The organism is Lysinibacillus sp. LZ02 (assembly GCF_050613145.1).
Classification (GTDB): Bacteria; Bacillota; Bacilli; order Bacillales_A; family Planococcaceae; genus Lysinibacillus_B.
In genome coordinates this window covers 965,677-989,914 of the sequence record NZ_CP192507.1, presented here as the reverse complement: position 1 = coordinate 989,914, position 24,238 = coordinate 965,677, and the positions used below count along the sequence as shown (strand labels likewise).

The 24,238-nt window shown below is 38.2% G+C and carries 25 protein-coding genes; 7 read left to right on the top strand and 18 right to left on the bottom strand.

The window, feature by feature from the left end:
• The first annotated feature begins 78 nt into the window (after positions 1–78).
• Positions 79–1,278: a nucleotidyltransferase gene (locus ACQQ2I_RS04465; protein WP_431029380.1), complete on the top strand. Its 1,200-nt coding sequence runs from the start codon at positions 79–81 to the stop codon at positions 1,276–1,278.
• Here the strand turns inward: ACQQ2I_RS04465 and ACQQ2I_RS04460 are convergent.
• A complete protein-coding gene (locus tag ACQQ2I_RS04460; RefSeq protein ID WP_431029379.1) occupies positions 1,275–2,339 on the bottom strand; it encodes a SepM family pheromone-processing serine protease in 1,065 nt (354 codons plus the stop codon). The two genes, ACQQ2I_RS04465 and ACQQ2I_RS04460, sit on opposite strands and share 4 nt — an antisense overlap.
• Positions 2,340–2,418: 79 nt before the next feature.
• Here ACQQ2I_RS04460 and ACQQ2I_RS04455 point away from each other — a divergent pair, with 79 nt between their 5' ends.
• A complete protein-coding gene (locus ACQQ2I_RS04455; RefSeq protein ID WP_431029378.1) occupies positions 2,419–3,306 on the top strand; it encodes a hypothetical protein in 888 nt (295 codons plus the stop codon).
• Positions 3,307–3,336: 30 nt separating this feature from the next.
• Here the strand turns inward: ACQQ2I_RS04455 and coaD are convergent, their stop codons facing one another.
• Genes coaD through ACQQ2I_RS04440 form a run of 3 tightly spaced genes read right to left on the bottom strand, consistent with a single transcriptional unit; the run spans position 3,337 to position 5,830 of the window.
• Positions 3,337–3,825: a pantetheine-phosphate adenylyltransferase gene (coaD, locus tag ACQQ2I_RS04450; protein WP_431029377.1), complete on the bottom strand. Its 489-nt coding sequence runs from the start codon at positions 3,823–3,825 to the stop codon at positions 3,337–3,339.
• Complete coding sequence (gene rsmD / locus ACQQ2I_RS04445) at positions 3,818–4,393, bottom strand: 16S rRNA (guanine(966)-N(2))-methyltransferase RsmD (RefSeq protein WP_431029376.1); 576 nt, start codon at positions 4,391–4,393, stop codon at positions 3,818–3,820. The genes coaD and rsmD overlap by 8 nt, the downstream gene beginning before the upstream one ends.
• Before the next feature lie 18 nt (positions 4,394–4,411).
• Positions 4,412–5,830, bottom strand: a complete 1,419-nt coding sequence (locus tag ACQQ2I_RS04440; protein WP_431029375.1) for an RNA polymerase II — start codon at positions 5,828–5,830, stop codon at positions 4,412–4,414.
• Between the two features lie 55 nt (positions 5,831–5,885).
• On the opposite strand from ACQQ2I_RS04440, the gene ACQQ2I_RS04435 reads away from it, so the two are divergent.
• Entirely contained in the window at positions 5,886–6,275 is a 390-nt protein-coding gene (locus tag ACQQ2I_RS04435; RefSeq protein WP_431029374.1) for a DUF7147 family protein, read from the top strand.
• On the opposite strand, the gene ACQQ2I_RS04430 is transcribed toward ACQQ2I_RS04435, so the two are convergent.
• Positions 6,276–6,548, bottom strand: coding sequence for a YlbG family protein (locus tag ACQQ2I_RS04430; protein WP_431029373.1), 273 nt, complete (start codon positions 6,546–6,548; stop codon positions 6,276–6,278). It abuts the gene before it with no gap.
• Positions 6,549–6,761: 213 nt separating this feature from the next.
• On the opposite strand from ACQQ2I_RS04430, the gene ACQQ2I_RS04425 reads away from it, so the two are divergent.
• Positions 6,762–7,673 (top strand): glycerophosphodiester phosphodiesterase family protein, encoded by a 912-nt coding sequence (locus ACQQ2I_RS04425; RefSeq protein WP_431029372.1) that lies wholly within the window; start codon positions 6,762–6,764, stop codon positions 7,671–7,673.
• Between the two features lie 67 nt (positions 7,674–7,740).
• On the opposite strand, the gene ACQQ2I_RS04420 is transcribed toward ACQQ2I_RS04425, so the two are convergent.
• On the bottom strand, positions 7,741–8,190 hold the full coding sequence (locus tag ACQQ2I_RS04420) for a YlbF family regulator (protein WP_431029371.1): 450 nt from the start codon (positions 8,188–8,190) through the stop codon (positions 7,741–7,743).
• A 173-nt stretch (positions 8,191–8,363) separates the two neighbouring features.
• Here ACQQ2I_RS04420 and ACQQ2I_RS04415 point away from each other — a divergent pair, with 173 nt between their 5' ends.
• Entirely contained in the window at positions 8,364–8,864 is a 501-nt protein-coding gene (locus ACQQ2I_RS04415; RefSeq protein ID WP_431029370.1) for a PaaI family thioesterase, read from the top strand.
• Here the strand turns inward: ACQQ2I_RS04415 and ACQQ2I_RS04410 are convergent.
• Complete coding sequence (locus tag ACQQ2I_RS04410; RefSeq protein WP_431029369.1) at positions 8,835–10,304, bottom strand: UDP-N-acetylmuramoyl-L-alanyl-D-glutamate--2,6-diaminopimelate ligase; 1,470 nt, start codon at positions 10,302–10,304, stop codon at positions 8,835–8,837. The two genes, ACQQ2I_RS04415 and ACQQ2I_RS04410, sit on opposite strands and share 30 nt — an antisense overlap.
• Before the next feature lie 744 nt (positions 10,305–11,048).
• Entirely contained in the window at positions 11,049–12,116 is a 1,068-nt protein-coding gene (locus tag ACQQ2I_RS04405; protein WP_431029368.1) for a CAP domain-containing protein, read from the bottom strand.
• A gap of 154 nt (positions 12,117–12,270) precedes the next feature.
• Between ACQQ2I_RS04405 and ACQQ2I_RS04400 the strand changes: the two genes are divergently transcribed.
• Positions 12,271–12,636: a YugN family protein gene (locus ACQQ2I_RS04400; protein WP_431029367.1), complete on the top strand. Its 366-nt coding sequence runs from the start codon at positions 12,271–12,273 to the stop codon at positions 12,634–12,636.
• 82 nt (positions 12,637–12,718) lie between these two features.
• On the opposite strand, the gene ACQQ2I_RS04395 is transcribed toward ACQQ2I_RS04400, so the two are convergent.
• The 10 genes from ACQQ2I_RS04395 to coxB all read right to left on the bottom strand — a co-directional run bounded on the left by ACQQ2I_RS04395 (position 12,719) and on the right by coxB (position 22,415).
• Positions 12,719–13,180 carry a DUF420 domain-containing protein gene (locus tag ACQQ2I_RS04395; protein WP_431029366.1) on the bottom strand — a complete coding sequence of 154 codons (462 nt, stop codon included), beginning with the start codon at positions 13,178–13,180 and terminating at the stop codon, positions 12,719–12,721.
• Positions 13,181–13,205: 25 nt separating this feature from the next.
• A complete protein-coding gene (ctaG, locus tag ACQQ2I_RS04390) occupies positions 13,206–14,123 on the bottom strand; it encodes a cytochrome c oxidase assembly factor CtaG (RefSeq protein WP_431029365.1) in 918 nt (305 codons plus the stop codon).
• A 313-nt stretch (positions 14,124–14,436) separates the two neighbouring features.
• Positions 14,437–15,030 (bottom strand): adenylyl-sulfate kinase, encoded by a 594-nt coding sequence (cysC, locus tag ACQQ2I_RS04385; protein ID WP_431029364.1) that lies wholly within the window; start codon positions 15,028–15,030, stop codon positions 14,437–14,439.
• A gap of 12 nt (positions 15,031–15,042) precedes the next feature.
• Positions 15,043–16,182, bottom strand: coding sequence for a sulfate adenylyltransferase (gene sat, locus ACQQ2I_RS04380; RefSeq protein WP_431029363.1), 1,140 nt, complete (start codon positions 16,180–16,182; stop codon positions 15,043–15,045).
• 37 nt (positions 16,183–16,219) lie between these two features.
• A complete protein-coding gene (locus tag ACQQ2I_RS04375; RefSeq protein ID WP_431029362.1) occupies positions 16,220–17,284 on the bottom strand; it encodes an inorganic phosphate transporter in 1,065 nt (354 codons plus the stop codon).
• A 122-nt stretch (positions 17,285–17,406) separates the two neighbouring features.
• Entirely contained in the window at positions 17,407–18,108 is a 702-nt protein-coding gene (locus tag ACQQ2I_RS04370; RefSeq protein WP_431029361.1) for a phosphoadenylyl-sulfate reductase, read from the bottom strand.
• A gap of 300 nt (positions 18,109–18,408) precedes the next feature.
• Positions 18,409–18,750 carry a cytochrome C oxidase subunit IV family protein gene (locus tag ACQQ2I_RS04365; RefSeq protein WP_431029360.1) on the bottom strand — a complete coding sequence of 114 codons (342 nt, stop codon included), beginning with the start codon at positions 18,748–18,750 and terminating at the stop codon, positions 18,409–18,411.
• A 1-nt stretch (position 18,751) separates the two neighbouring features.
• Positions 18,752–19,378 carry a cytochrome c oxidase subunit 3 gene (locus tag ACQQ2I_RS04360; protein ID WP_431029359.1) on the bottom strand — a complete coding sequence of 209 codons (627 nt, stop codon included), beginning with the start codon at positions 19,376–19,378 and terminating at the stop codon, positions 18,752–18,754.
• Positions 19,378–21,309 carry a cytochrome c oxidase subunit I gene (locus ACQQ2I_RS04355; RefSeq protein WP_431029358.1) on the bottom strand — a complete coding sequence of 644 codons (1,932 nt, stop codon included), beginning with the start codon at positions 21,307–21,309 and terminating at the stop codon, positions 19,378–19,380. Before ACQQ2I_RS04355 ends, ACQQ2I_RS04360 begins: the two co-directional genes overlap by 1 nt.
• A 41-nt stretch (positions 21,310–21,350) precedes the next feature.
• Positions 21,351–22,415 (bottom strand): cytochrome c oxidase subunit II, encoded by a 1,065-nt coding sequence (gene coxB / locus ACQQ2I_RS04350; protein ID WP_431029357.1) that lies wholly within the window; start codon positions 22,413–22,415, stop codon positions 21,351–21,353.
• An 880-nt stretch (positions 22,416–23,295) separates the two neighbouring features.
• Between coxB and ACQQ2I_RS04345 the strand changes: the two genes are divergently transcribed.
• The gene (locus ACQQ2I_RS04345; protein WP_391366291.1) at positions 23,296–24,219 is read left to right on the top strand and encodes a COX15/CtaA family protein; all 924 of its coding nucleotides are present in this window, start codon (positions 23,296–23,298) and stop codon (positions 24,217–24,219) included.
• Positions 24,220–24,238: the final 19 nt, after the last annotated feature.

Below are 24,238 nucleotides of genomic sequence, written 5' to 3'. Positions count from 1 at the left end.
ATAATCAGTATAAATATATGCTTTAAAATTATTCTCGCTTATCACATAAATATTTACTTTACTAGGAGGTGGACTAATTTGCAAGCGGTTGGACTTGTTGTTGAATATAACCCATTCCATAATGGCCATTTTCATCATGTACAAGAAGCTAAACGAGTAACTGAAGCAGAAGTCGCTATCGCAGTAATGAGCGGGCAGTTTTTGCAACGTGGTGAACCTGCTCTTGTGGATAAATGGACACGTACAAAAATGGCTCTAGCAAGCGGTGTAGACTTAGTGATTGAATTGCCTTATGTATATAGTACAGCTCTAGCTCACAATTTTGCAAAAGGTGCCATTACACTGCTCGATGCAATTGGTTGCTCCACATTTGCTTTCGGTAGCGAACAAGGTAGCATTACGCCATTTTTAAACACAGTTGAACTGATTGAATCGAATCGCGCTCAGTATGATATATTCATTCAACAAGCAATCAAAACAGGCATGAGCTACCCGCAAGCGCTCCATTATGCTTACGAATCATTAAAGTTAACCTACCCTAATCATTATATTGATTTATCACAGCCTAATAATATTTTAGGGTTTCATTACATTGAAGCAGCAAATGCATTACAAAGCAAGATGCAAGCTGTCACCATTCAGAGGATTGAAGCAGGTTATTACGATGAAGTTGATTACCAAAAACATATTGCTAGCGCCACAGGCATTCGAAAAGCTTTATCTGATGGACAAGACGTGTCTCACTTTTTACCCGAAAAACCTTACACGCTCCTGTGCGATTGGCAAGCTAAACACGCAAAATTCATGTCTTGGGAAGTACTGTGGCCGCTTTTAAAGTATGCCATTCTAAGGCATACACCTGAACAATTAACCGCCTTCGCTGACGTGCAGGAAGGGATTGAAAATGCTCTTATTAAGCACGCAAAGACGAGCAATACCTACACTGAATTTATGATGAAACTAAAATCTAAGCGTTATACATGGACTCGCCTACAACGGATGCTTACACATATTTATACAGGGGTTACAAAAGAACAATTACACGCTTTTGACACACCAACCTATATCCGTTTACTCGGCATGACGGAAAACGGACAACATTATTTATCGACGTATAAAAAACAAATAGAATTACCGCTCATTAGCCGCGTCGCCGCTGTAAAAGACGCCATGCTTACACTCGATATTCAAGCAACAACCATGTATGCGATTGGCATGCAGTTATTCAGCCCACAAAAAATAGACGAGGATATTAAAACCCCGCCTATTCGCGTTTAGTTTTTTGGTTCTAGTTGGTCTAAATACTGCAATGCCTCTTCGATCGTTTTCACCGGTACGATTTTCATTGTCGTACCGATGTCTTTTGCCGTTTTAACAGCAGCCTCGTAGTTTGACAAATAGTTTGGATTTCTACTTAACATTTCCGCTGTCACTTCATCATCTGGCGCAAAGAAAATTTCCATTCCTGCCTTATGTGCAGCAACAACTTTTTTCTCTATACCACCAATGCGACCAACGATACCACCTTCTGACATTTCACCTGTACCAGCGATTTTGTAACCTTTTGTCAAGTCCTCATCAAGCAGTTGGTTTAATATTCCTAGTGTAAACATCAATCCCGCTGATGGGCCACCGATGCTCTCTGTATCAATATTGACATTTGGACTCGTTTTTATGGATTTACTTTCTGTAAAAATAATCCCTAACCCCACTCTTCCTTCACTACCCGGAATTTCTTTTAATGTGAGGACTTTTGTTAATAATTCGTCATTTCGATTAATAACAAGCTCTATATCATCGTGCCCTTCATCGCGTTGTTCTTCAATGCGCCTTACAAGCATATCTTGACTTTCAATCGTTTCTCCGTTGATTTCTACAATTTCATCACCTGGCTTTAATATACCGTCTGCCGCCCCATCTGTAATGATATTTAGCACATACACACCTTGAAAGGTTACTTCATACTCTAAACCAGCGCGTGAAAAAGCAACATACAATGCATTAAACTGCGAATCTGCCATTAATTTTAACTGGCGTACATTATATTCTTCTTCATCTTCTTCATTTTGACGCACTTGATTCATCGGTAATAGTTCATAATAATCTTTTAGCTTGGCATATACATACATTAGTGGCGTCGCTTTTGACATCGATACCGTCATTAAACTAAAGGTCCCTTCATCATCTTCGTCACCACCTTGAACCATTACGTATTCTGAAACATCATATGCATGACCAGGCTTCATAACGTATACATCTAAAGGATAGAGCAGCAGGACGCCCACCAAAATAATACAAATAAAGGTCACAATTAATGCAGAAATTTTACTATTCTTCAACGTTTGAGCACCTCCTACTTCTTACATACGATAAACAATCATCATAATGCATATATTAGTGTAGCACTTCATACTTTAGATGACAAAATATCGAAAAGAGTGGATTTCTATAATTTTAATTTTCCAATTAATTTGCTGCACACTTCTATTAGTGTTACTACTGCTTTTTCCTGGCGTTGCCCATCAAGGAGCAGATTTCGGAATAGCACTTTTTATGGATGCATTATTTCCCTATTTACTGACCTACTTAATATTGACAAGCTGGCTGTTAAAATTAACTGCACCACTGCCGCTGAATGGTCCCTTCTATTATTTAAAAATATACATATTAAGTGCACTTGGTGGTTTTCCTACAGGTGCCTCAATCATCGCTCAATTGAAAGAACGAAACGAAATTACAGAAAGGCAGGCTGCATTACTTTTAGGTATTTGCCATTGTCCAAGCCCGTTGTTTGTCATTGGTTTTGTAGGACAAGATTTGCTGGGGAATACTCAGTTTAGCTGGCAATATTTAATACTACTTCATACATTTTCACTCATTTTACTATTCTTCTTGCCAGCACATAAAAATAATGCAAAACCTACCGCCATTCCTAAAAATGCGTTTACATCTAGCATTAAAGAAAGTGTGCCTACTGTGCTTGTTGTCGGTTCGACGATTATTTTCTTTGCCACAATTTATGCCGTGCTTTATACGATTGCAGACGATATTTTTGCACCAAAACAATTATTGTTACTTGCAGCTACGCTCGAAATGACGAACGGGCTTCATGCTGCTCATACATTATTAACGGGGAATGTGCTACTCATCGCTGTCACATTATTCTTAACAACGCAAAGTCTAAGTATTCATATGCAAGTAGCTGTAATCGCAAAAGCAGCTGCTATCCCACTCTCTACTTATGCATGGATTCGTGTACTCTATTCCGTAGCAATTCCGGTTCTATATGCGATAATTTTCATTTAAAAAGGCTACCCTATAAGGGCAGCCTTTTTATCATTCCGCATTAAATTTCTCTTTTAAAGCCCGTTCAACAATGGACGGCACGAGTTCACTCACTTTGCCTCCATACTTCGCCACTTCTTTTACTATACTGGAGCTTAAAAATGAATATTGGTTTTTCGTCATAATGAAGAACGTCTCAATATGCTCATCCAGTACGCGGTTCATCGATGTAATTTGCATCTCATACTCAAAGTCAGAGACAGCTCGTAAGCCACGTACGATTGCCTGTGCTTTTTTTTGCTGAGCATAATCAATTAATAAACCCGAAGAACTTTCAATTCGAATATTTGGCAAATGTTTGGTTACTTCGGCAATTAGTGCAATTCGCTCATCCACAGTAAATAATGGATTCTTCGATGAGTTATTCAGTACCGCCACATACACGACATCAAATACATCTGCAGCACGTTTAATAATATCTAAGTGTCCGTTGGTAATTGGATCAAAACTTCCTGGTACTACTGCAACTTTCTCAGACAATTGCTTCTCCCTCTCCCTCTTGTCTACGATAAATCGATACAATCGTTCCACCGTAAGTTTCTTGTCTCATACACGTAAATGCGCCATAATTTGCTGGGAGCTGTATTTCTGTCGAGTGCTCACAAACAATCGTCGCATATTCCGTTAATTTATCCCCTTGTACAAGTACTTCTACTAAATCATAATATTCTTTTTTATGATAGGGAGGATCGACAAATAAATAATCAATTTGAATATCACGCTTTAACAGTGCTTTTACAGCACGAACGGCATCTGTCCGAAATGCTTCTACATAATCTTCATAACGACATTTTTTAATATTCTCTTGTAATGTGCCGAAAGCCTTCCCATCTTTTTCAACGAAGATTGCTCTATCTGCCCCACGGCTTAACGCTTCAATACCTAAGCCGCCACTTCCTGCAAATAAATCAAGTGCAATCCCACCCTCGAAAAATGGCCCAATCATATTGAAAATAGATTCTTTCACTTTATCTGTTGTCGGTCTTGTTGTCGTACCAGTAATTGCCTTTAGGGGCATACCTTTTCGCTCGCCCGCTACAACGCGCATACTTCTTCACCTAACTTTCTACTGCTGTGCTGTTGTAGTAATATAAATAGATTGCTCATCTTTTTGTAAATCAATTAAAAATAAACGCTGCAACCATGATTCCTCAATGTAGTAAGTACCGGCTACAACAGAAAGAGGTGATGTCGTCGTATTATAACGACGTTGATTAAATACATAGAAACCATGTTCATTCTCTGGGAAGCGGAAAATACGCGTGTCACTATTTACATAATAACCATTTGGACCAAGCGATGTGGTGTAACCAATGCTATGTAATAATGGATCTGCTGTATATAATACTTTCCCTTCATATAAAACAACATCAATATCTTCTGTTAGCACACTATTCACATACACTTTTCGTTTATCATGGAACATAAATGGATACGTTTGCTTTGCATCTACATTCATCGATAAATATTCGGTATATGTACCAAGAACAGCTGATAATTGCTTATCTAAAATCTCTGGCGAAACGGTACTTCCTTCCAATTCTTTTAGGCGAGTTTTCCAATCTACTAGTTGTTCTTCTGTCATTTGATTCGTTAATATTTCCACGATTTCTTGCGCTCGCGGCGTACCAAAAGTCTCACCTGATAAATACATAGCAACAACGTGCTTTAGCCATAATGGTGAATCAACAAATGTATATTGTGATTCGACTTGTGCCATCATGACCTCTTTTTGTAGTGCCAATACTGATAACTGCGGTAAAAACAACATACGATGTGCTTCCACCTCTATATTATTTCCAGCAATAATGGCGATATGCTCATCACTTAAACGATTTAGTTCGTCTGCAGCTTGGCTTATCTCTGCTGAAATATCGGTATTCGCATAAATGGATAATGCGTCTGTTTTCTTTTGTAGTGCAAGCCCTGTTTGTTGCCAATAAAGATCATGAACTTGTCCATTCCCACTAAACATTGAATAATTAACAAGGGCTAAAGATTGCTGACCAATGAGTGGCAATCCCGTCACCCACTGACCGGCAACTGAACTTTCTGTTGAAATATGCACCGTTGAAAATTTTACATCACCGTTTTTTAAAGATACATATACATTTTTAATTACTTTTTCAGACGTTAATCCGCCTTCAAGTGGAATAATATACGAAACCGATTGGGTGCGATTTTCACCTGCTTCAAATGTTACCTTATCCTCACTTAAACGTGCACAGCTATATTCTGTTTCTAAAAAACAATTTCGATCGGTCGCCAATGCGGGCCATACAATCTCCAGTGAATCGTTTGGTAAATTTTTAAAATGATGACGGATATCTAGACTTCCTTCTCTATACGTAATTTCAATTTCTTGTGAATACGTAAACGCTTCATTTGTTGGAATGTCTTGATTAGAATACACTTGGTATTGCATAAATAACATAGCGCCGACGATGATTGAGAATGTTGTAAATAAACTCACTGCAAATTTCATGTGCCTGTCCTCCTGCATCGTGATACTATATGGTATGGAAAGGATGTGAAACATAATGATTCAACAATTTATAGAGCTTGGTCAAGGTTACGGAGATGTATATGAATTATGCGAACTAATCCAAACAAACAAAGTACGTTTCCACGAAGCATTTATCTTTACGTCTACTAAAAATGAACAAACATTTTGCTCACTAGCCGTTGCGTTTCAACCTGTAGGAGAAAGCAAATTTATGCCTATTTATATCTGCCGTGAAGGAATTCCTTACAGTGCAGAAAAAACAACAAAACGGATAACATTATTTACAGACGCTTTAGCTTCTATCGATAAAAAAGCAACTACGCTTGAAGTGAAACATTCTTCTATCTTTTCAGAAACAAACCAGTTTTATCAATACTTAATTGGTATTTTACGCATGAGTCGCTATATACCTCCAATGCAATAGTTAAAGGCCTATTTTATAGTCATATTCCTTTGCCTTATCTGGTTTCGCATTCTCAAATTCCGTTTTTAATAGCGGACGGAATGATTCAACAACGTCTTTCACAAATGGAAGACGTTGTAATTTTTGTTTCAGCATGTCAACATCTTCTTGATTGCAATACATTGCGACGTACTTCATTTTGCGTGAAATATAATGCACATGACCATATTTACGAAGCGACTTGGCATGCTTTAACTGATGCACATAGACGATGATTCCTTGCCTTTCTATCATATATAAATCCTCCATTTCTTGATATGAGCATACCACACAGTGAAAATTGATAGCAACAGCGTTTAGCTGACAGAAGGTAGTATTTTCCGTTATAATAGAAACTATAGAGTGTTTTTTCCTCACGAGTTTCATGTAAAACAGCGCTCTATTTATGTCTTACATGTATAATTGAAGCTTCACAAAGGAATACGTAATGTATGAGGAGGACAAAGTATGGGAAAAAAAACAAACATCGCACTTGCCATTGCAGCAGCTAGCGCAGCAGTATGGGCAGGGACAAAAGCAGTAGCAAAACCACAAAAACGTGAAGATAAAGACGTACTAAGCTCTACACGTCCAATTGTATTAGCACATCACGGTGGTGCTCATTTAGCACCGGAACATTCAATGCTGGCATTTGAAAAAGCAGTACAGTCTGGTGTAGATGGATTTAAAGTGGATGTCCGTCTTACAAAAGATGAGGAAATTATTTTATTCCACGATGCATCAACGGAGCGACTAACAGGCGTATCTAGTTCTGTAAAAGACTTGACACTTGCTGAATTACGCGAGTTAAATATCGGAGAAAACTTTGAATGTTTAGAAGGCAACTATCCATATAAAAACGAAAAAGTAGAAGTTGTGACATTGCGTAAATTGCTTGAAACATTCCCTGAGAAGGTTGTATATATCGATATTAAAGATGCTCCCGATACTTATGAAGGTAGCTTAATGCCTTCCAAACTATGGCGCCTACTTGAAGAATTACAGGCAACAAATCGTATCATTGTATCTTCAAATTACAGCGAACAAGCCGATCGATTTAATTTATACGCACAAAATCGCGTAGCGTTAGGCGCTGGGGATGCTGATATTACAAAAGCATATACATCATTCACAAGCCAATTCGGGCACCTGTTCAATCCAAAAGTAGATGTATTTGAAGTACCATTAAAATCTAATGTCATGAATTTTGATTCACCAAAATTCATCAAATTCTTAAGCGATTTAAATTGTCACGTCTTATATACAGGGATTAACGATTTAGTAACGATGTCTCGCTTAGTTCGCTCAGGCGCAACAGGCATCATTACAGATCGCCCTGATATCGCTGAAACTTTACTAAAGAAATACGCAAATGTATAAAACAAAATGCGAGAGGTATCCAACACCTCTCGCATTTCGTTTAAGGACAACATAAACATTCTTCACTTTATACGGAACAGCCACAACTACCGCCTGAACCGCAACCTGCCGTGCTACATCCGCTTCCTGTCGCAAAAAAGGGATTACTTACAGGTACTTTGACAGCTTCTGATACGGACTTCCCAATAATTAGACTCACTTCATCTAACAAATCTTGATAGTCATTTTCTGCAATTTTCAGCTGTGCGATTGCATCATTTAAATCTAGCGCACGCTTCTGTTCGCGTATTTTTTTCATTATTGTATGATAATCGGGATGATATTTCCCAAAACGTTGTACGTCTTCATAGTGTTCTTTAAGACGGCTAAATGTACGAATTTGCTCCACAAGCTGGCTATTATCATATACCGCTTGATATGCATCACGTAAATTGTTAGCTTGTTCAGAAGAAAGAATCATCGCACTTAACACATCAGCTTCATCTAAAATAAAAGCCCACTCTGTAGTCATTATCATCGAAAATTCCTCCAATCTCCCACCTATCATAACAGAAAAGATGTTATATTTGTTATTAGAAAGACACATCTTGCCCCAAATAGGTTGAGTTGATGTCCTTGCTTATATGGATTTCCTTCAACATGTATACTTTACTAACTACTAAATAATACTCAGAATAAAGGAAGAACATCATGATTGCATCAAAAAAACAGGAAGCTGAAAAACTTTTACAATCGATTTTAGCACATAGTACACAAGAAGACGAAGAAGTACTTATGCATCTCCTTAAAGGATTACACGACAAACAAACAGGTGTTCATCACCGTTATATTAACGCCGCTTTACATATGACGGGCGAGTTTTACACTGACTATAGCATTGTACGCATACCGGTGACCCCTGTTATCCATAATACGATTAAAGTACCACATGGTGGCATTTTAGCAACGATTGCTGATGCTGCGATGGGCGGACTTGCTTCTCGGTCCGTTGAAGAAGGGAAAAATGTTGTCACAACCAATTTAACGATCAACTATATCGCGACAACGAAAAACAAGGAATTAATCGCTACAGGCTATTTCGTGAATAAGGGCCGCCGAATGATCGTAATGGAGTGTGTCATTGAAGATGAAACAGGTAAAAAATTAGCTACGGCTACTGCATCATTTTTCGTCATCGAGCCGCGCCAGTAAATTCATTACATAATCAATATCAGAAAATGGGGTTGTAACGTCACCAATCGTTTGCGTACGTTCATGCCCCTTTCCTGCAATCACAATAACATCGCCTTCTGTCGCTTGCCTTAGCGCTGTTTCAATCGCCTCGGCGCGAGATAAAATGACCTCATAGCTTTGAGTAGCAAAAAAGCCTGTCGCAATTTGCTCATTAATCACTTCTGGGTCTTCACTTCGACAATTGTCCGTTGTCAAAATAATATGATCTGCATACTTAGATGCTACCGTGCCCATTTCTTTCCGCTTTGCTACATCCCGTTCTCCACCACAACTAAATACGACGAATAGCTTTTGCTCGACCGTATTTTTAACTGCCTGTAATACAGCTTTTAACGCATCGGCTGTATGCGCATAATCGACAATCACTTGAAAACCTTGACTACTATTGAATGTTTGCATTCGACCAATCGGTAAAGTAAGAGTTGGTACTTCTTTCATTACATCCTCAAATGGAAAATTCAGCATATCCATTACAGTGATAGCCGCTGCTATATTTGATCGCTGGTAATCACCTATAAATGGAATAGTAATCACCTTTTCATGATTCGCCATTTGGACGCAACATGTACTTTCTGCTTTTCCTTCCGCCAATAATTGCAATAAAACATCCACTCGACCCTTTATGCCAAAGTAGCGTTTCTCACGTTTCGCCAGTACGCCCACTCCTCGACAAAAAGAATCGTCTCCATTTAATACGATTTTTTTGCTCAGTCCTGCTAGGCGTTGTTTTGCTAACTTATACTGTTCAAACGAGCCATGATCTTCTAAGTGGTCTTCCCCTAAATTTAGAAAAACACCAACATCAATATCGCACTCATCCAGTCGATGTGTAGCCAAGCCCATTGATGAAGCTTCCATTACAACATACTGTACATTTTTCCGAACAGCTTCAAGTAATATTGGATGTAAATGTTTTGGTTGCAATGTCGTTAACTGTTCTATATTTGTATTAAATAACGTACCATTTAGATAGACACCATTTGTACCGATCACTAGTACACGTTTATTCATTTTTTGCAACAACTGTCCTATTAAGTGACTGACCGTTGTTTTGCCATTTGTACCTGTAATCGCAATGATTGTCAGTGCTTCAGAAGGAAAGCCACATAGTTTTGCACTTGCATAGGCACTAAATTGTAATATATTAGGCACCCAAACGAACGGGATATCGCTAACACACCCATCAAAAAACACTTCATCGTCCACAACGATCGCTTTTGCACCTGACTCAATCGCCTTTTTAATCCATTTTTTACTATCATGTTTTTTTCCTTTACGTGCGATAAACAAATCCCCTGATCGCACCTCATCCACTACATCTTCTAGACGAAAAACTTCTTCTCGAATTGAGCCTTTTACAGTGCACGGCCAATCTTTTAATAACTCTGCTAATTGCACGTTACACCCTCCTGCTCTACAGTATGTGGGCGCACAAAATTTGACACAAAAAAGCCATCGCTTTATAACATTCATGATGCATGTATAAGACGTTTGTATTAATGTTTTATGGTAACTCCTAATAAGCAAACATCAAAACATATATTACCATTTGAGTAACCGTTTCTTTCCGCTCCAGCACTCGCTTTCCACGGGCGAGATCAAGCCTCCTCGTCACTCATGCTTCGGTGCTCCTGTCGCTACGCTTTCGTCGCAAATAAATTTCCTGCGGGGTCTTGATTGTCTCGCTTTTCCCGTAGGAGTCTCGTGCTTCCGCTACAAACAACTATTGTTCAATAAAAAATGGGTTGCTAAAAAACAATAAATATCCTCATAGATTACAGAGGCTAAGCGAAGAGATGTGCAAATGAAAAGAAAATGATTTCTTTTAAAGAAGAGAAATGTTTTTCTAGCATATTGAGAAGTATTCACTTTTGCCGTAGCGCGCCATAGCCACAGGAGCCAAGATTTTCTTTGCGACGAAAGCGTAGTGTCAGGAGCAGGAACAGGAGATCTAAACAGGAGGCCACGCCTGTTTTAGCTCCTGTATAGGCTGTGGCAAAGCGCGGAGGCTACCATTACGATTTAGTTTAATATCTTTTACTATCCTACTGGTATTTTTAGGATGTATCTTTACTCATTACGAGATGGTAATAAAAAAAGTGTAAACATGGCGCAAAATGCACTTGTTTACACTCTCAAAAGTTATTCAGTTTCACTTTCTTCTTGTACTACTTGCTTAAGAAATATTTGAGTATAGTAATTATAATACACGCCTGTTCCAACATGCGTGTATTCGTCATTCAACATTGTTTCGCGATGATTTGGCGAATTTAATAAGCCATGCACAGCTTCAATTGCATCATAATAAGCCATCGCAACATTTTCATTCGCCTTTTCATATACAATTTCACTATCTTTTAGCCGCTTTTGTAGTGACCCATATGTAGGTGACTCATGTGAGATATAATTTTGAAGAAACATGTCTTCACTATGCGCCGTTGCAGTCGTATTTAACTCATTAAACGTCAATAGCGGTTCTAACTCGTACTGTTGTCTATATACATTCGTCAATTCAAATAGTTGTTTTGCCATTGTCCGATTAATTTCAAATTGTAAAAAAGAAGATGGCATTTGCTTCTCTACTAATTCTCCCGTAAATTGCATTTCGTAAGGCTGATGCTGCACGAGCGTTTTCCCGTTCATATACCGAATCCCTGCTAGTATTCCTCGCTCTTCATCTATGTATAGCTGCGCGTATATTGTATCAAACTTTGCTAATAAACGATTTTTCGTATCATCTTCACTCATCGTAAAGATGAAAACATTATCATCAATTGCAACAGATACTTCTGCATCTACAATCGTCATACGATAAACATCTTCAACCGGTTGTCCAATATAATACGGACTAATATCGACATTTTCTGCATTCGTATATACTTGTATTATTTGCCCTTGCTCAATTCCAAACATGATCGTAGCATCTTGATTGTATACCCACCATTCATAACCAAATGCAGAACGATCTATCCTAGTAGGTTCCCCGTAGTTTTCCAATACTATTTCCGAAGGCTGACCAATCATTGTCGAAATACCTGTCTCTGGTCGTGATAATGTTTCAGTGTAATCATTTATGTACTGCTCAGAAGGGATCGCTTGTTGCACCACATTTGGTCCTTCTAACGGAACGTTTTGTTCTTCTATATTTGAATAGTAAAAAATAATGCCTAAAAAACTCGAAATGATTAAAATACGAAATAACGCCTTCATAAATTCCCCTCCTTTTACTATAAATGATTCCCTATAATTATATCAATTCAGCCACGCTTGACACAATGTTGTCATTGCAACATCTGTAAATTTGCTCTATTATTAAAAACAGAGCGTATAAAATATGTACGATTTGCTAAAGGAGGATATTGCAATGTATTTTGAAAATACTAAAATTGAAAACATTGTTGTTGATCAAGACTTTCTTACAAACATCTTAAAAAATCATGGCTTAGAATGTTATGGCGAGTGGGACTATGATCGCATGACATTTGACCGCCGTTTCGACATTCGTGAAGGTCGCTTCTACTTACGCGTTTTCTGTGAAGCTATTTCTGGCGATGTAGGTGCTCACGATGCAACTTTAAAGATTTTAAAACCTGCTCTTGGAAAATACTACTACCCACATGGTGTAGAATATAATGACGAGACATTCCCAGCTCACCTTATTAAAGATTGTGAGCAGATTTTTGCAGCTGTTGCAAAAGATCTTGCACAGTATGGTTTTGAAGCAAAATAATGAGTGATAGGCAACCAAAGCCGGTTGCCTTTTTTCTTTACATGAAAAAGCTCCTATGCATCACACATAGAAGCCTACATACTTAAAAACCTAAAATTGCTTTAATAACAGACGTCGTTTCGCCGCCTTCATAAATTACATATAATAATAAATATACCATTACACCTGTGATTGCTGTAAAGAACCAAATAATACTTGAAATCGGTCCAATTTTACGATGTAATTTTAAATTATTTTTATAGCCTGTCCAAAGACTCGTAATACCAAAAACAGCTCCAATTGTTGCAAGTGTAATATGGAAAATTAAGAAGAACGTATAGTAACCTTTCAACTCATCTGGACCACCAAACGCTGTATTTCCAATAAATACTGTACGTGAAGCATAAATAATAAAGAAAATAGTTGCTGCAACACCAGCAGCATACATTACCTTTCTATGCGCCTCGATTTTTCTTTTTGCAATTAAGCCCCATCCAATCGCTACTAAAATAGCACTCAGCACGATGAATGATGTACTAATTGTCGGTAAAATTGGTACACCCATTTCCTATTCTCCTATTCCTGTCTAATTAATTATAGTTTGTACGATTTTGTTGGAAATCACGTAATGCCTTTTCGGTAATTTCCTGTTGGCTGCTACGTTCACTCACCCACCATTTGCGGAAAATCCGTGCTAAAATCACACCAAAAATAATTTCTTGAATAATTTTCATCATTACGCCGCCCACTTGTTGATCACTTACTGGGTCCATATTAGAAAATAGCTCAGGACCTGATAAATTAAGACCAGCTAATGTATCAACAGGCACACATAGCTCCATCGCTTGAAGCCATGCGTCTGCTTCTGTATACGTTGCATACATCGGGTGTGACGCAAAAATAATTAAGGCACAAGCTGGTGTAATTAATACCGCATTCCCTGCAATATACGCCAGTTTATTAATATTTTTCATCTTATGTTGTCCGTCTACTTGATTTAATAATGGCCAGTACATAAATAGAGCTGTAATGAATAATACAAATGTATAGATGCCATGTAGCGTCATATCTAATTTAATTGCATCAAAAACGGATGGAATATGATAAAAGCTAAACATAGCAATAAAGATAAAAATCGCAACAAGTGGTTGTGTAAAGATTTTAAATATCATACGTACAACCGGCGCTTCTACAACGACTTTCCATACCCACCACGGGATGCCTTTAATTAAGAAAATCGGTACTAATAGTAGCAAGAATGCCATTTGTACCATATGCATCGTAAACATAATATGACCTAATAAATCAATTGGAGATCCTTTAATGATATATAATATAATCATCGCTAAAATAAAATAAATTGCTTCGCTTTTCTTTAAAGGCTCGCTTACTTTAAAATCTTTTCTCCATGTAACAGTTGTTAAAAAATAAACGACTGTTAAAAATGCGATGACCCCGATTAAATAAGGGCTCCATAACGCTTGAAAACCAAATATACTAAGTGGCATAAAATCGCGCTCCTTTAAACTTCAATATCTCTATTATAAATGTCGTTTTTAGAGACTTCAATGAACATAGTATGACAATTGCATTATGAGGGAATGTTGAGAAATACGCAAGAACAAAAGCATCTGCTCATCCTCGACAAATATACTTGTTATACGTAGAAGAAAGTCGAAGTGACGCGAGGGAATAGCAATTCCACCTAGACGTAGATACTTTTTTCAGTGATTGTTATTCATAATGCGACACTTATCATTTCCTAATCAACGAAAGGGGATGTCCAGAAAGCGTTCACTTTCTAGACATCCCCTTCACTATTTAGATTAATCCTTTTTCAGTTAAAAATGTATGCAGTTGTTCGACACATTGTTCGATTGAGTTATTTTCGGAATCTAGGACTATTTCTGGATGTAACGGCTCTTCATACGGCGCACTAATGCCTGTAAAGTTCGGAATTTCGTTGTTACGCGCTTTTTTATAAAGCCCTTTCGGATCGCGTTTTTCACAGGCTTCAACCGAAGCTTTCACATATACCTCGATAAACTCACCTTCTTCTACTAAAGCACGAACAACCTGACGATCCTCACGATATGGAGAAATAAATGCCGTTAACACAATTTGTCCACCTTCAACGAAAAGTTTCGACACTTCGCCAATACGACGAATATTTTCTTTACGGCTTACTTCATCAAATCCTAAATCATTATTTAAACCGTGGCGAATATTATCACCATCTAATACAAACACTTGCTTATTCTGTTCAAAAAGCTTACGGGCAAACGCATTCGCAATACTAGACTTTCCTGATGCTGAAAGACCTGTAAACCATAAAATAAAACTGGAATGGCTATTTTGTTCACGGCGCTCTTGTTTTAAAATCGATGCCTCATGCCATACGATATTTGTGCTCATCTATACATCCTCCTATACTGTCGCTTCTTCTCGTAGTCCACGAATTAACACTTCAATGACCTCTTTACGGCTAAATGTACTCGGCGGAATTTCACCTGCTCGTAGCATTTCACGTACTTTTGTGCCAGATAAAATAACGCGTGCTTCTGGACCATGTGCACATGTTTTCGTTGTGGCCATTCCTTCACATTCACTGCAGTAGAAACTATGCTCAAACTTTAACGGTGTAATACCAATCTCTTCTGGCTCAAATAAATCAAATAATTTTTGTGCATCATATGTGCCGTAATAATCACCCACACCCGCATGATCGCGTCCAACGATAAAGTGCGTACAACCGTAGTTTTTACGTACTAAAGCGTGGAAAATCGCCTCACGAGGGCCTGCATAACGCATGGCCGCTAAAAATACACCTAGTTGCACACGCTCTGTCGGATAATATTTTTCAAGCAGGACTTCATAACTTTCCATACGGATAGTTGCTGAAATATCATCTGATTTCGTTTCGCCTACAAGCGGATTTAAAAATAACCCATCTACAATTTCAAGCGCTACTTTTTGAATATACTCATGGGCACGATGCACAGGGTTACGAGTTTGGAATCCTACGATTGTTTTCCAGCCTTTTTCAGCAAAAATTGCCCGTGTTTCCGAAGGCTCAAATGTATGAGTTGAGAATGGTTTCTCAGATTTCTTAATTAATGTAACGGCGCCGCCTACATAAACATTTGGACGCTCAAATAATTTCGCTACCCCTGGATGTGCTAATTCTTCCGTTCCGTACACATGTTTTGCCTCTTGTTGCTTATTCGGTTCATAAATATCTCCAACTGTTAATGTACCGTAAACTTCTCCATTAAAAATAAGCTTCACTTGTTCCCCGCGCTGCAATGTCACAGCAACTGCTGGCTTTACTGGCAATGTAATCGGAATGCTCCACACTATCCCATTCGCTAAACGCATATTTTTTACAACAGATTCATAATCGGCTTGATTTAAAAAACCATCTAATGGACTATACGCCCCTACCCCGATTAACTCTAAATCACTTAGCGCTATTGCGTCTAATTGAATTTCCTTTTGAATTGCTGAAACATCTGTATCTGGACGATACGTATTAATTAATTTCCCACCATGTGCTTGTAAACTCATTATACTTCCTCCAATTATTCCAATTTAATTACTTAGTTTAAATACCTGACCCTTCATCGTTGAAGGTTTGTTCCTCTTCTCGTACAATCTGCATTAAGCTGAAAGCACCCATAATCGCGATTGCCACACTTACAAGTACAATCATTGAATAATAATCACTTTCGATAAATACTTTGACCAACATATAGGATATCGCTAACGAAAACAGCGGAGATACGATCCAAATCCGTAAAATTTTTTTGACAATATTTTTATCAAAAACTTTGGCACCATTTTTAGCAACGCCTAATCCAATGATCCCTGAAGACGTAACTTGTGTTAGCGGTACCGGCAAACCAAAGATAGAACTAATGCCTACTAATAAGGCACCTGTACTTGAAATTAAAATGCCTTCTGTTTTTTCATATCGTGTAATCTTTTTTCCATTCGTTTCAAGGACACGTCTTCCTAGAAAAAGTGCACCAACAGCAACAAAAACCCCGCCAATCCAAACACCTTCAGTGATCGTCATCATATTTGCACCGACAAGCGGACCAACAGCGTTCGCCACATTATTCATACCTGCTGAAAATGCTTCAAAAAAGCCAGCTATAATAAGTAAAAATGTAAATAACGGGCGATCTTTTAAATAACCTTTCTGCTGAAAATGATAAAGAATTTTCCCCCCTATCAATAACAGTAAAAATGCAATGATGGGTACGATAAACCAAAATGCCATAATATATAACAACTTTTCTATATAAAGCACTTGGTACGCGACACCGACACCGACAATGGAACCTACTGTTACTTCGCTTGTGGATAACGGAATTCCCATTAAATTTGCAATAAACAGTGTACTTGTGGCAGCTAATAAAATAATGATGACCAACTTTACTGTAATAATGCTTTCAGGAATAATGCCGCCACTAATTGTTTTAACAACTTCTCCTCCGCCTAATACTGCACCGGCAATAACACCGATTCCACAAAGTAGAAGGGCAAACTTGGCATTCTTTATTGCTCCTGAGCCATATGCCACCCCCATAGAAGCTGCAGCTCCACTTGCGCCAATATTTGCTGCAAAAAATAAGGCAATGGCAATGGCAATGTATTCTAGCATGTAAGTCCCCCTTTATCCCGCATTAACGGGCATTAAGACGCCCACCTCAAGGCTTAAAGAAAATCGAGAAGCATAGGTGGGAGATCAACTGCCCGTAAAACCCCACTGATTGAAGTTTCACTTTATCCGTGCAAGCCGCACTCCATTTTCCTACTACCTGCCCAACGACCTGACCGCAAGTCTTCCACCGTGAAAGCAGGCTTCGTACATGTTTCACAGCCAATGCTTGGATACCCTTTATCGTGAAGCGGATTGTATGGTAAATTGTGCTTTGACACATATCGCCATATATCTTTCCATGTCCAATAAATAAGTGGACATACTTTAACGGATTTAAAGCGTTGATCTAAATTAATGAATTCTACATTTGCACGTGTCTCAGATTGCTCACGGCGCAAACCGGAAATCCAAGCCTTCGAAGCTGTTAACGTTTCATTTAAAGGCACTAATTTACGAATATGACAGCACTGATTCGGCTCTCTTTCCCAAAGTGCAGCACCATATTTTTCTGCCTGTTCTTCAAGTGATAATGCTGGCTTTTTCATGTCAATTTGCAACTGTGGATATTTTTCCTTCACACGCTCAATCGTTTCATATGTTTCTTTAAAGTGGACGTCCGTATCTAAAAAAACAATTTGTGCATCTGGCTTTACTTTCGAAATTAAGTCGATTAGTACAATCCCCTCAATCCCGAAGCTACATGCATAGACAATTTCCTCTTTATAATGTTCATAAGCCCATTTCAGAACTTGTAATGCCCCTTTATACGTTTCGTCTTGTTCAAATTCAATCTCCGGCTTTCGCCAATTATCATAAGTTAGCAATCCATTTCCCCCCTACTAAAATAAAAAGGCGCTCTAATGCATGGCCAAAGCCTGCATTAAAGCGCCTCTAGTTGACTAGTCAGCTCTATTTTCAGTTCATCCATTTAAATAGAGATTCATTTTTTCACTTAACGAATACTCTTATAATGAAGTATACTATACATATCCTATTAGTCAACTAGGTTTTTGTATTTTTTTAATTAATTATCTATTTGAGTATTTGAACTAACCGACATTGCATATGATTAAACACATAAAAAAACGCCTCTAGCATTTGCTAGAGACGTTTTCATTAATGAATTACCACCAAATAATTGTTAAGAAACATACGAAGAACGTAAAGGCGATAAATCCGCCGCCCCACATGAAGAATTGAATAACGCCCATGTGCGGAGCATCTTTTTCTTCCATATGCATGAAAGAATAAAGCTGTTGTACTACTTGAATACCTGCTAGTAATAATACTAACGGTTTAATGAAGTTTGGAGCAAAGTCTGCTACAACTGCTGAGAATGCAACAAATGTTAGCAGGATCATAATCGCGAATTGCGTTACTTGCTTACGCATTTTTTTCGAATTTTGAGCGCGATCATATTCATACTGTGCCTGAGAACGAGTTTCAAAATGAGTATCGTGTGCCATATTATCCTAACACTCCCATCAAGTAAACTACTGTAAAGATGAATACCCAAACAACGTCAATGAAGTGCCAGTAAAGTGAAGCTACGAAGTACTTCGGTGCGTTGTATAAGTTAAGACCACGATTAGCATTACGGATTAGTAAACCAGTAATCCAAACTAAACCGATGATAACGTGTAAACCGTGCGTACCTACAAGCGTAAAGAACGCTGAAGAGAACGCTGATTGCGTATAACCAAAACCAATGTGTACATAGTGTTGGAACTCATAAATTTCTAACCCTAAGAAGCCAAGACCTAAAAGAACAGTAATTGCCATCCAAGTCTGAACACCTTTGAAGTTATAGTTTTTCATGTGGTACATCGCGTACACAGAAGTTAATGAAGATGTTAATAATAACATCGTCATGATAAATGCTAATGGTAACTCATAAAGACCTTTAGCAGAGAACTCCATACCAGCTGGACCTTGGTCTTTAAGCGCTAAGTATGTTGCAAATAATGAAGCGAAAAGTACAACCTCACACGAAAGGAAAATCCAGAAACCTACGAATTTGTTTTTACCTTCCATAGTCGCTTGCTCAGCGTGCTGAGGCCAGCTTTGTGGAGTAAATTTATGATTGATATCCATTATTTTTTACCCCCTTTAGCACGGTATTCAGCAAGTTCACGCTCGATTTGTTCCACTTCTGCTTTATGCACATGGTAGCCTAAATCGTCTTTAAATGAACGAATAATCATACAAGCAACTGTTAAACCTAAACCACCGATCATTAATGCTAATGATGCAGCTGGTGAAACACTTTCAGCAGTACCTGCGATCGCTTGGTCACCCCATGGACTATAAAGAGCACCGAATGCAGCGATGAACATACCGATTGACATTAATAAAGGTAAAATTGAGTTATTTGGCATATGAATATCGCCTAGTGGCTCAGCATAAACCATACCCTCTTTGTTGCCTTCTTCCTTTTCAATCCAGTATGGATCGTATCCACGAACAAGTGGCGTTTGTTTGAAGTTGTAGAATGGAAGCGGTGTTTCAAGCGCCCATTCAAGTGAACGACCATCGCCCCAGTAGTCACGACGGTTAACTGGTGCTGATTTAATTGATAATAATACGTTAATTACTAATAGGATTACACCAACACCCATCATTAATGCACCAACTGTTGAAATCATGTTGAATGAATCCCAACCTTGATCGCCCATGTATGTGAATACACGACGTGGCATACCCATTAAACCTAAGAAATGCTGTAAGAAGAACGTTAAGTGGAAACCAATGAAGAATACCCAGAAAGTAAGTACCCCTAGTTTTTCATTTAACGTACGGTTAAACATAATCGGCCAGTAGAAGTGCGCTGAACCGAATAACGCAGTTACGATACCACCTACGATTACGTAGTGGAAGTGAGCTACGATAAAGTAAGAATCGTGTAATTGGTAGTCAAGTGGAGCAGTTGCCTGCATTACCCCTGTCACACCACCCGCAACGAATGACGGGATGAAACCAAGTGCATAAAGCATTGGCACTGTAACTTTAATAGATCCGCCCCAAATAGTTAAGATCCAGTTGAATACTTTCATACCAGTTGGTACAGCGATTGCCATTGTTGCTACCGCGAAGATTGCGTTGGCAGTTGCACCTAAACCTGTTGTGAACATGTGGTGAGCCCATACCATGAACCCTAAGAAACCGATTAAAATTGTTGCGAATACCATTGAAGAGTATCCGAATAAACGTTTACGAGCGAATACCGGAATAATTTCAGAGAATAAACCGAACGCAGGTAATACTAAGATATATACTTCTGGGTGACCGAAGATCCAGAATAAGTGCTCCCAAACAATCGTGTTACCACCCATTGTATGATCGAAGAAGTTAGCTCCGAACATACGGTCCACTAACATTAAGAATAAACCAACTGTTAACGGAGGGAATGCGAATAAAATTAATGTACTTGAAACTAGTGAAGTCCAAGTGAATAGTGGCATACGCATGAACGTCATACCAGGTGCACGCATCGTAATAATCGTTACGATGAAGTTGATACCAGAAATTAATGTACCCGCACCAGAAATTTGTAAACCTAATACATAGAAGTCAATACCATGACCAGGTGAATATAAAGATAATGATGCATAAGAAGTCCACCCTGCATCAGGAGCTCCACCCATAAAGAATGATAGGTGAAGGAATACTGCACCAAGGAAGAATAACCAGAATCCTAGTGAGTTTAAGAATGGGAATGCTACGTCACGTGCCCCGATTTGAAGCGGAACGATCGCATTCATAAATGCAAATAGTAACGGTGTCGCTGCTAAGAATAGCATCGTCGTACCGTGCATTGTTAATAATTCGTTAAATAGGCCCGCTGAAATGAAATCGTTATTAGGAATCATTAATTGAATACGCATAAGTAGCGCTTCAAAACCAGCGATTGCGAAGAACAATGTACCAGCAACTAAATAAAGAATGGCAATCTTTTTATGATCGACAGTCGTTAAATACTCCCAGATGTGTCCTCCTAAGCCCTTTTTCTTTGCCACAGAGCTCACAACTTTAACCTCCTTCAAAGTTTCTATACTAAGTGTAAAAATTAATCTTCAACTTTTAATGTCATTAAGTACTCAGCAATAGCTTTTGCTTCTTCTTCTGAAACATTGTATTTACCAGTCATTGTGTTACCTGGCTTATAGAATTCTGGATCCACAATCCAGTTTGTTGTTTCTTCTACAGTGTGATCCATGAAACCAGCCACGCGGTTACGGTCACCGAATGTAGTTAAGTTTGGCCCCATACCAGCACCAGATACACCAGATACTGCGTGACAGCCTAAACAGCTTTTTGCGAATGTAGCTTCCCCAGCATTTGTTGAGTTAGCATCCGCTGTGTTCCCTTCAGTCGCTTTCATAGCAGCTACCCATGCATCAAATGCAGCAGGCTCTAATGTTTTAACTTTGAAGTCCATTAAAGCATGTGAAGGACCGCAAAGCTCAGCACATTTACCATAGAATACGCCATCTTTTAAGCCTTCAGACTCTTTGTCGAATTGTAAATAGAATTTGTTTAAGTTATCTACGTTTGTATCCATTTTACCGCCGACTGCTGGAATCCAGAAAGAGTGCTTAACGTCAGCAGCGATTAGGTTGAAGTACACTTTTTCACCAGTTGGAACAACAAGCTCTTGCGCCGTGATAATTCCTAAATCTGGGTATTCGAACTCCCACCAATATAATTTTGCAGTTACGTTTACAGTAAGTGCTGTTTTATTTCCTTCTTCATCTACTTCATCCATTGCAGCAACATTTGCAAATTTATAAGTAGCTGTAAGTGTAGGAACAGATAAGATTAACAGTAATATAATTGGAATTACTGTCCAAATTACTTCAAGAGTATGGCTACCTTCTACTTGTTTAGGCATATAATTTTCGCCTACTTTTGAACGGCGGAACTTAACGAAAGCAAGTAAATAGATAACAGAAACAATGACAACTACTAACGTCATAATCGCAGTTGCAAGTAATAAAATATTCAGCTGTTCTTGACCAACTGGACCAGCTGGTGTAAGTGTCGAAATATATTCTTCACCACAAGCTGAAAGGAATACAGTCATTACTGCTAACAGCGAGAATAGACGCCATTTTTTAAGCCCTTTCATCATAGCTTAATAAAACCTCTCTTTCTTTGTTGTATTTTCATGTGTAACCAGGACTATGGTTTAGTTCTATATGAATTCTTATCATCCAAGAAAGAATCCCTAACACTAGCTTATCATTGAACAGATCGTGTTAATAGTACATACTTCATCCGACTATCTAGTTCATGAACAAAGTTTGTCTAATTTCGATCTTTTCCAATACAAGCATTGAATAATTATGAAATAACTATTCATTTAATTTTCTCAGCTGAACGCCTCAAATATTATGTCTCTAACTAGTCCTCACATGCTGGCACCAAGTAATGCCATAGATCAAAAAATTTCACTTACAAATAATTAAGAATCGGCAACACGTGAATGAGTGGCTAATATCCCATATTCAATATGTATACTGCAAATGAATAGAGAACTTGTTTAAAAGACAAACATCCCACTCAATGTGAAAAGTACCACTAAATTAGAATAGCCACTTTCAACCTTTTATAAATGCAAATAATTCCTTTACATCTGATGACTTTTCCAATTCAGTATAAGACTTTCCTAAAAGTTACCATTCCTTTCATTTTTGTAAGCATATTCCGCTATCATTAACTATATCGAAATTTGTCTATGATTTCTAGACGTTTGGTGAAATTTCGGTGAAAGTTTCATGAAATCGGAATGAAGCGAATCCGCGAGAAAACAACATATATATAGTAATCCATTTTCTACTATCATTTGTGAAAGTTAGGGTACGAATTTATGAACAATTTGTGAAATGGAAATCGTATCTAAAAACGGATTCTCGTTAGAAGTTGTCTTTTGCTACTTTATTCGCTATCATCTAAAACTAGAGACGCTTTTTAAGAGCGATGTTGATATTAGAAGTAGGTGGCACATTATAATGCAACATAGTAAATATTTGAAATGGCTAGCTGTAGCAGCAACATTAGGCATGCTGCTGATCCTTTTAGGAGGGGCACTCGTTACTAAAACTGATAGTGGTTTAGGTTGCGGACGAAATTGGCCGGACTGTAACGGATCTCTTATTCCTAAAGAAATTACAACAGAAGTATTAATTGAATTTTCACACCGACTAGTAACAGGTTCCGTATCCATTTTCATCGTTGCTTTAGTTTTTTGGACTTGGCGCAAATTAGGTCATATTAAAGAAGTAAAGTTTCTAGGCTTTAACGCCATTTTCTTTCTTGTTGCACAAGCACTGATTGGGGCTGCACAAGTACTATGGGGGCAAGGGGATTTCATTTTAGCATTGCACTTCGGTATTTCTCTTATCTCATTTGCTGCCGTGCTATTACTTTCTTTAATAGTATTTGAAGTAGATACAAAGTTTGATGCAGATCAGGTATTCATTGCACCTAAATTAAAATGGCATATTATCGGGGTTACAATCTACTCTTATATCGTCGTATATACGGGTGCACTTGTACGCCATACAGACTCAAGCTTAGTTTGTCCAGATTGGCCATTCTGTCGCAACGATCAGCCATTTGCATTGCCATACAATATGTATGAGTGGGTTCAAATGGGGCACAGATTTGCTGTATTACTCATTTTTATTTGGATACTGTACATTACACTCCATGTCGTGAAAAACTACAAAGAGCAACGTGTGATTTACTGGGGCTGGATTATCGCATTCATTATTGTCATACTACAAGTATTAGCCGGCATGTTAGTCGTTTTAACAAAATTGAATTTGACTGTATCACTATTACACTCTTTGTTTATTTCATTACTATTTGGCTTGTTCTGCTATATGATTTTACTTGTCTATCGCAGCAATCAAAACGAAAAATTAAAATAAGAGTACGAGGTTTGAAACC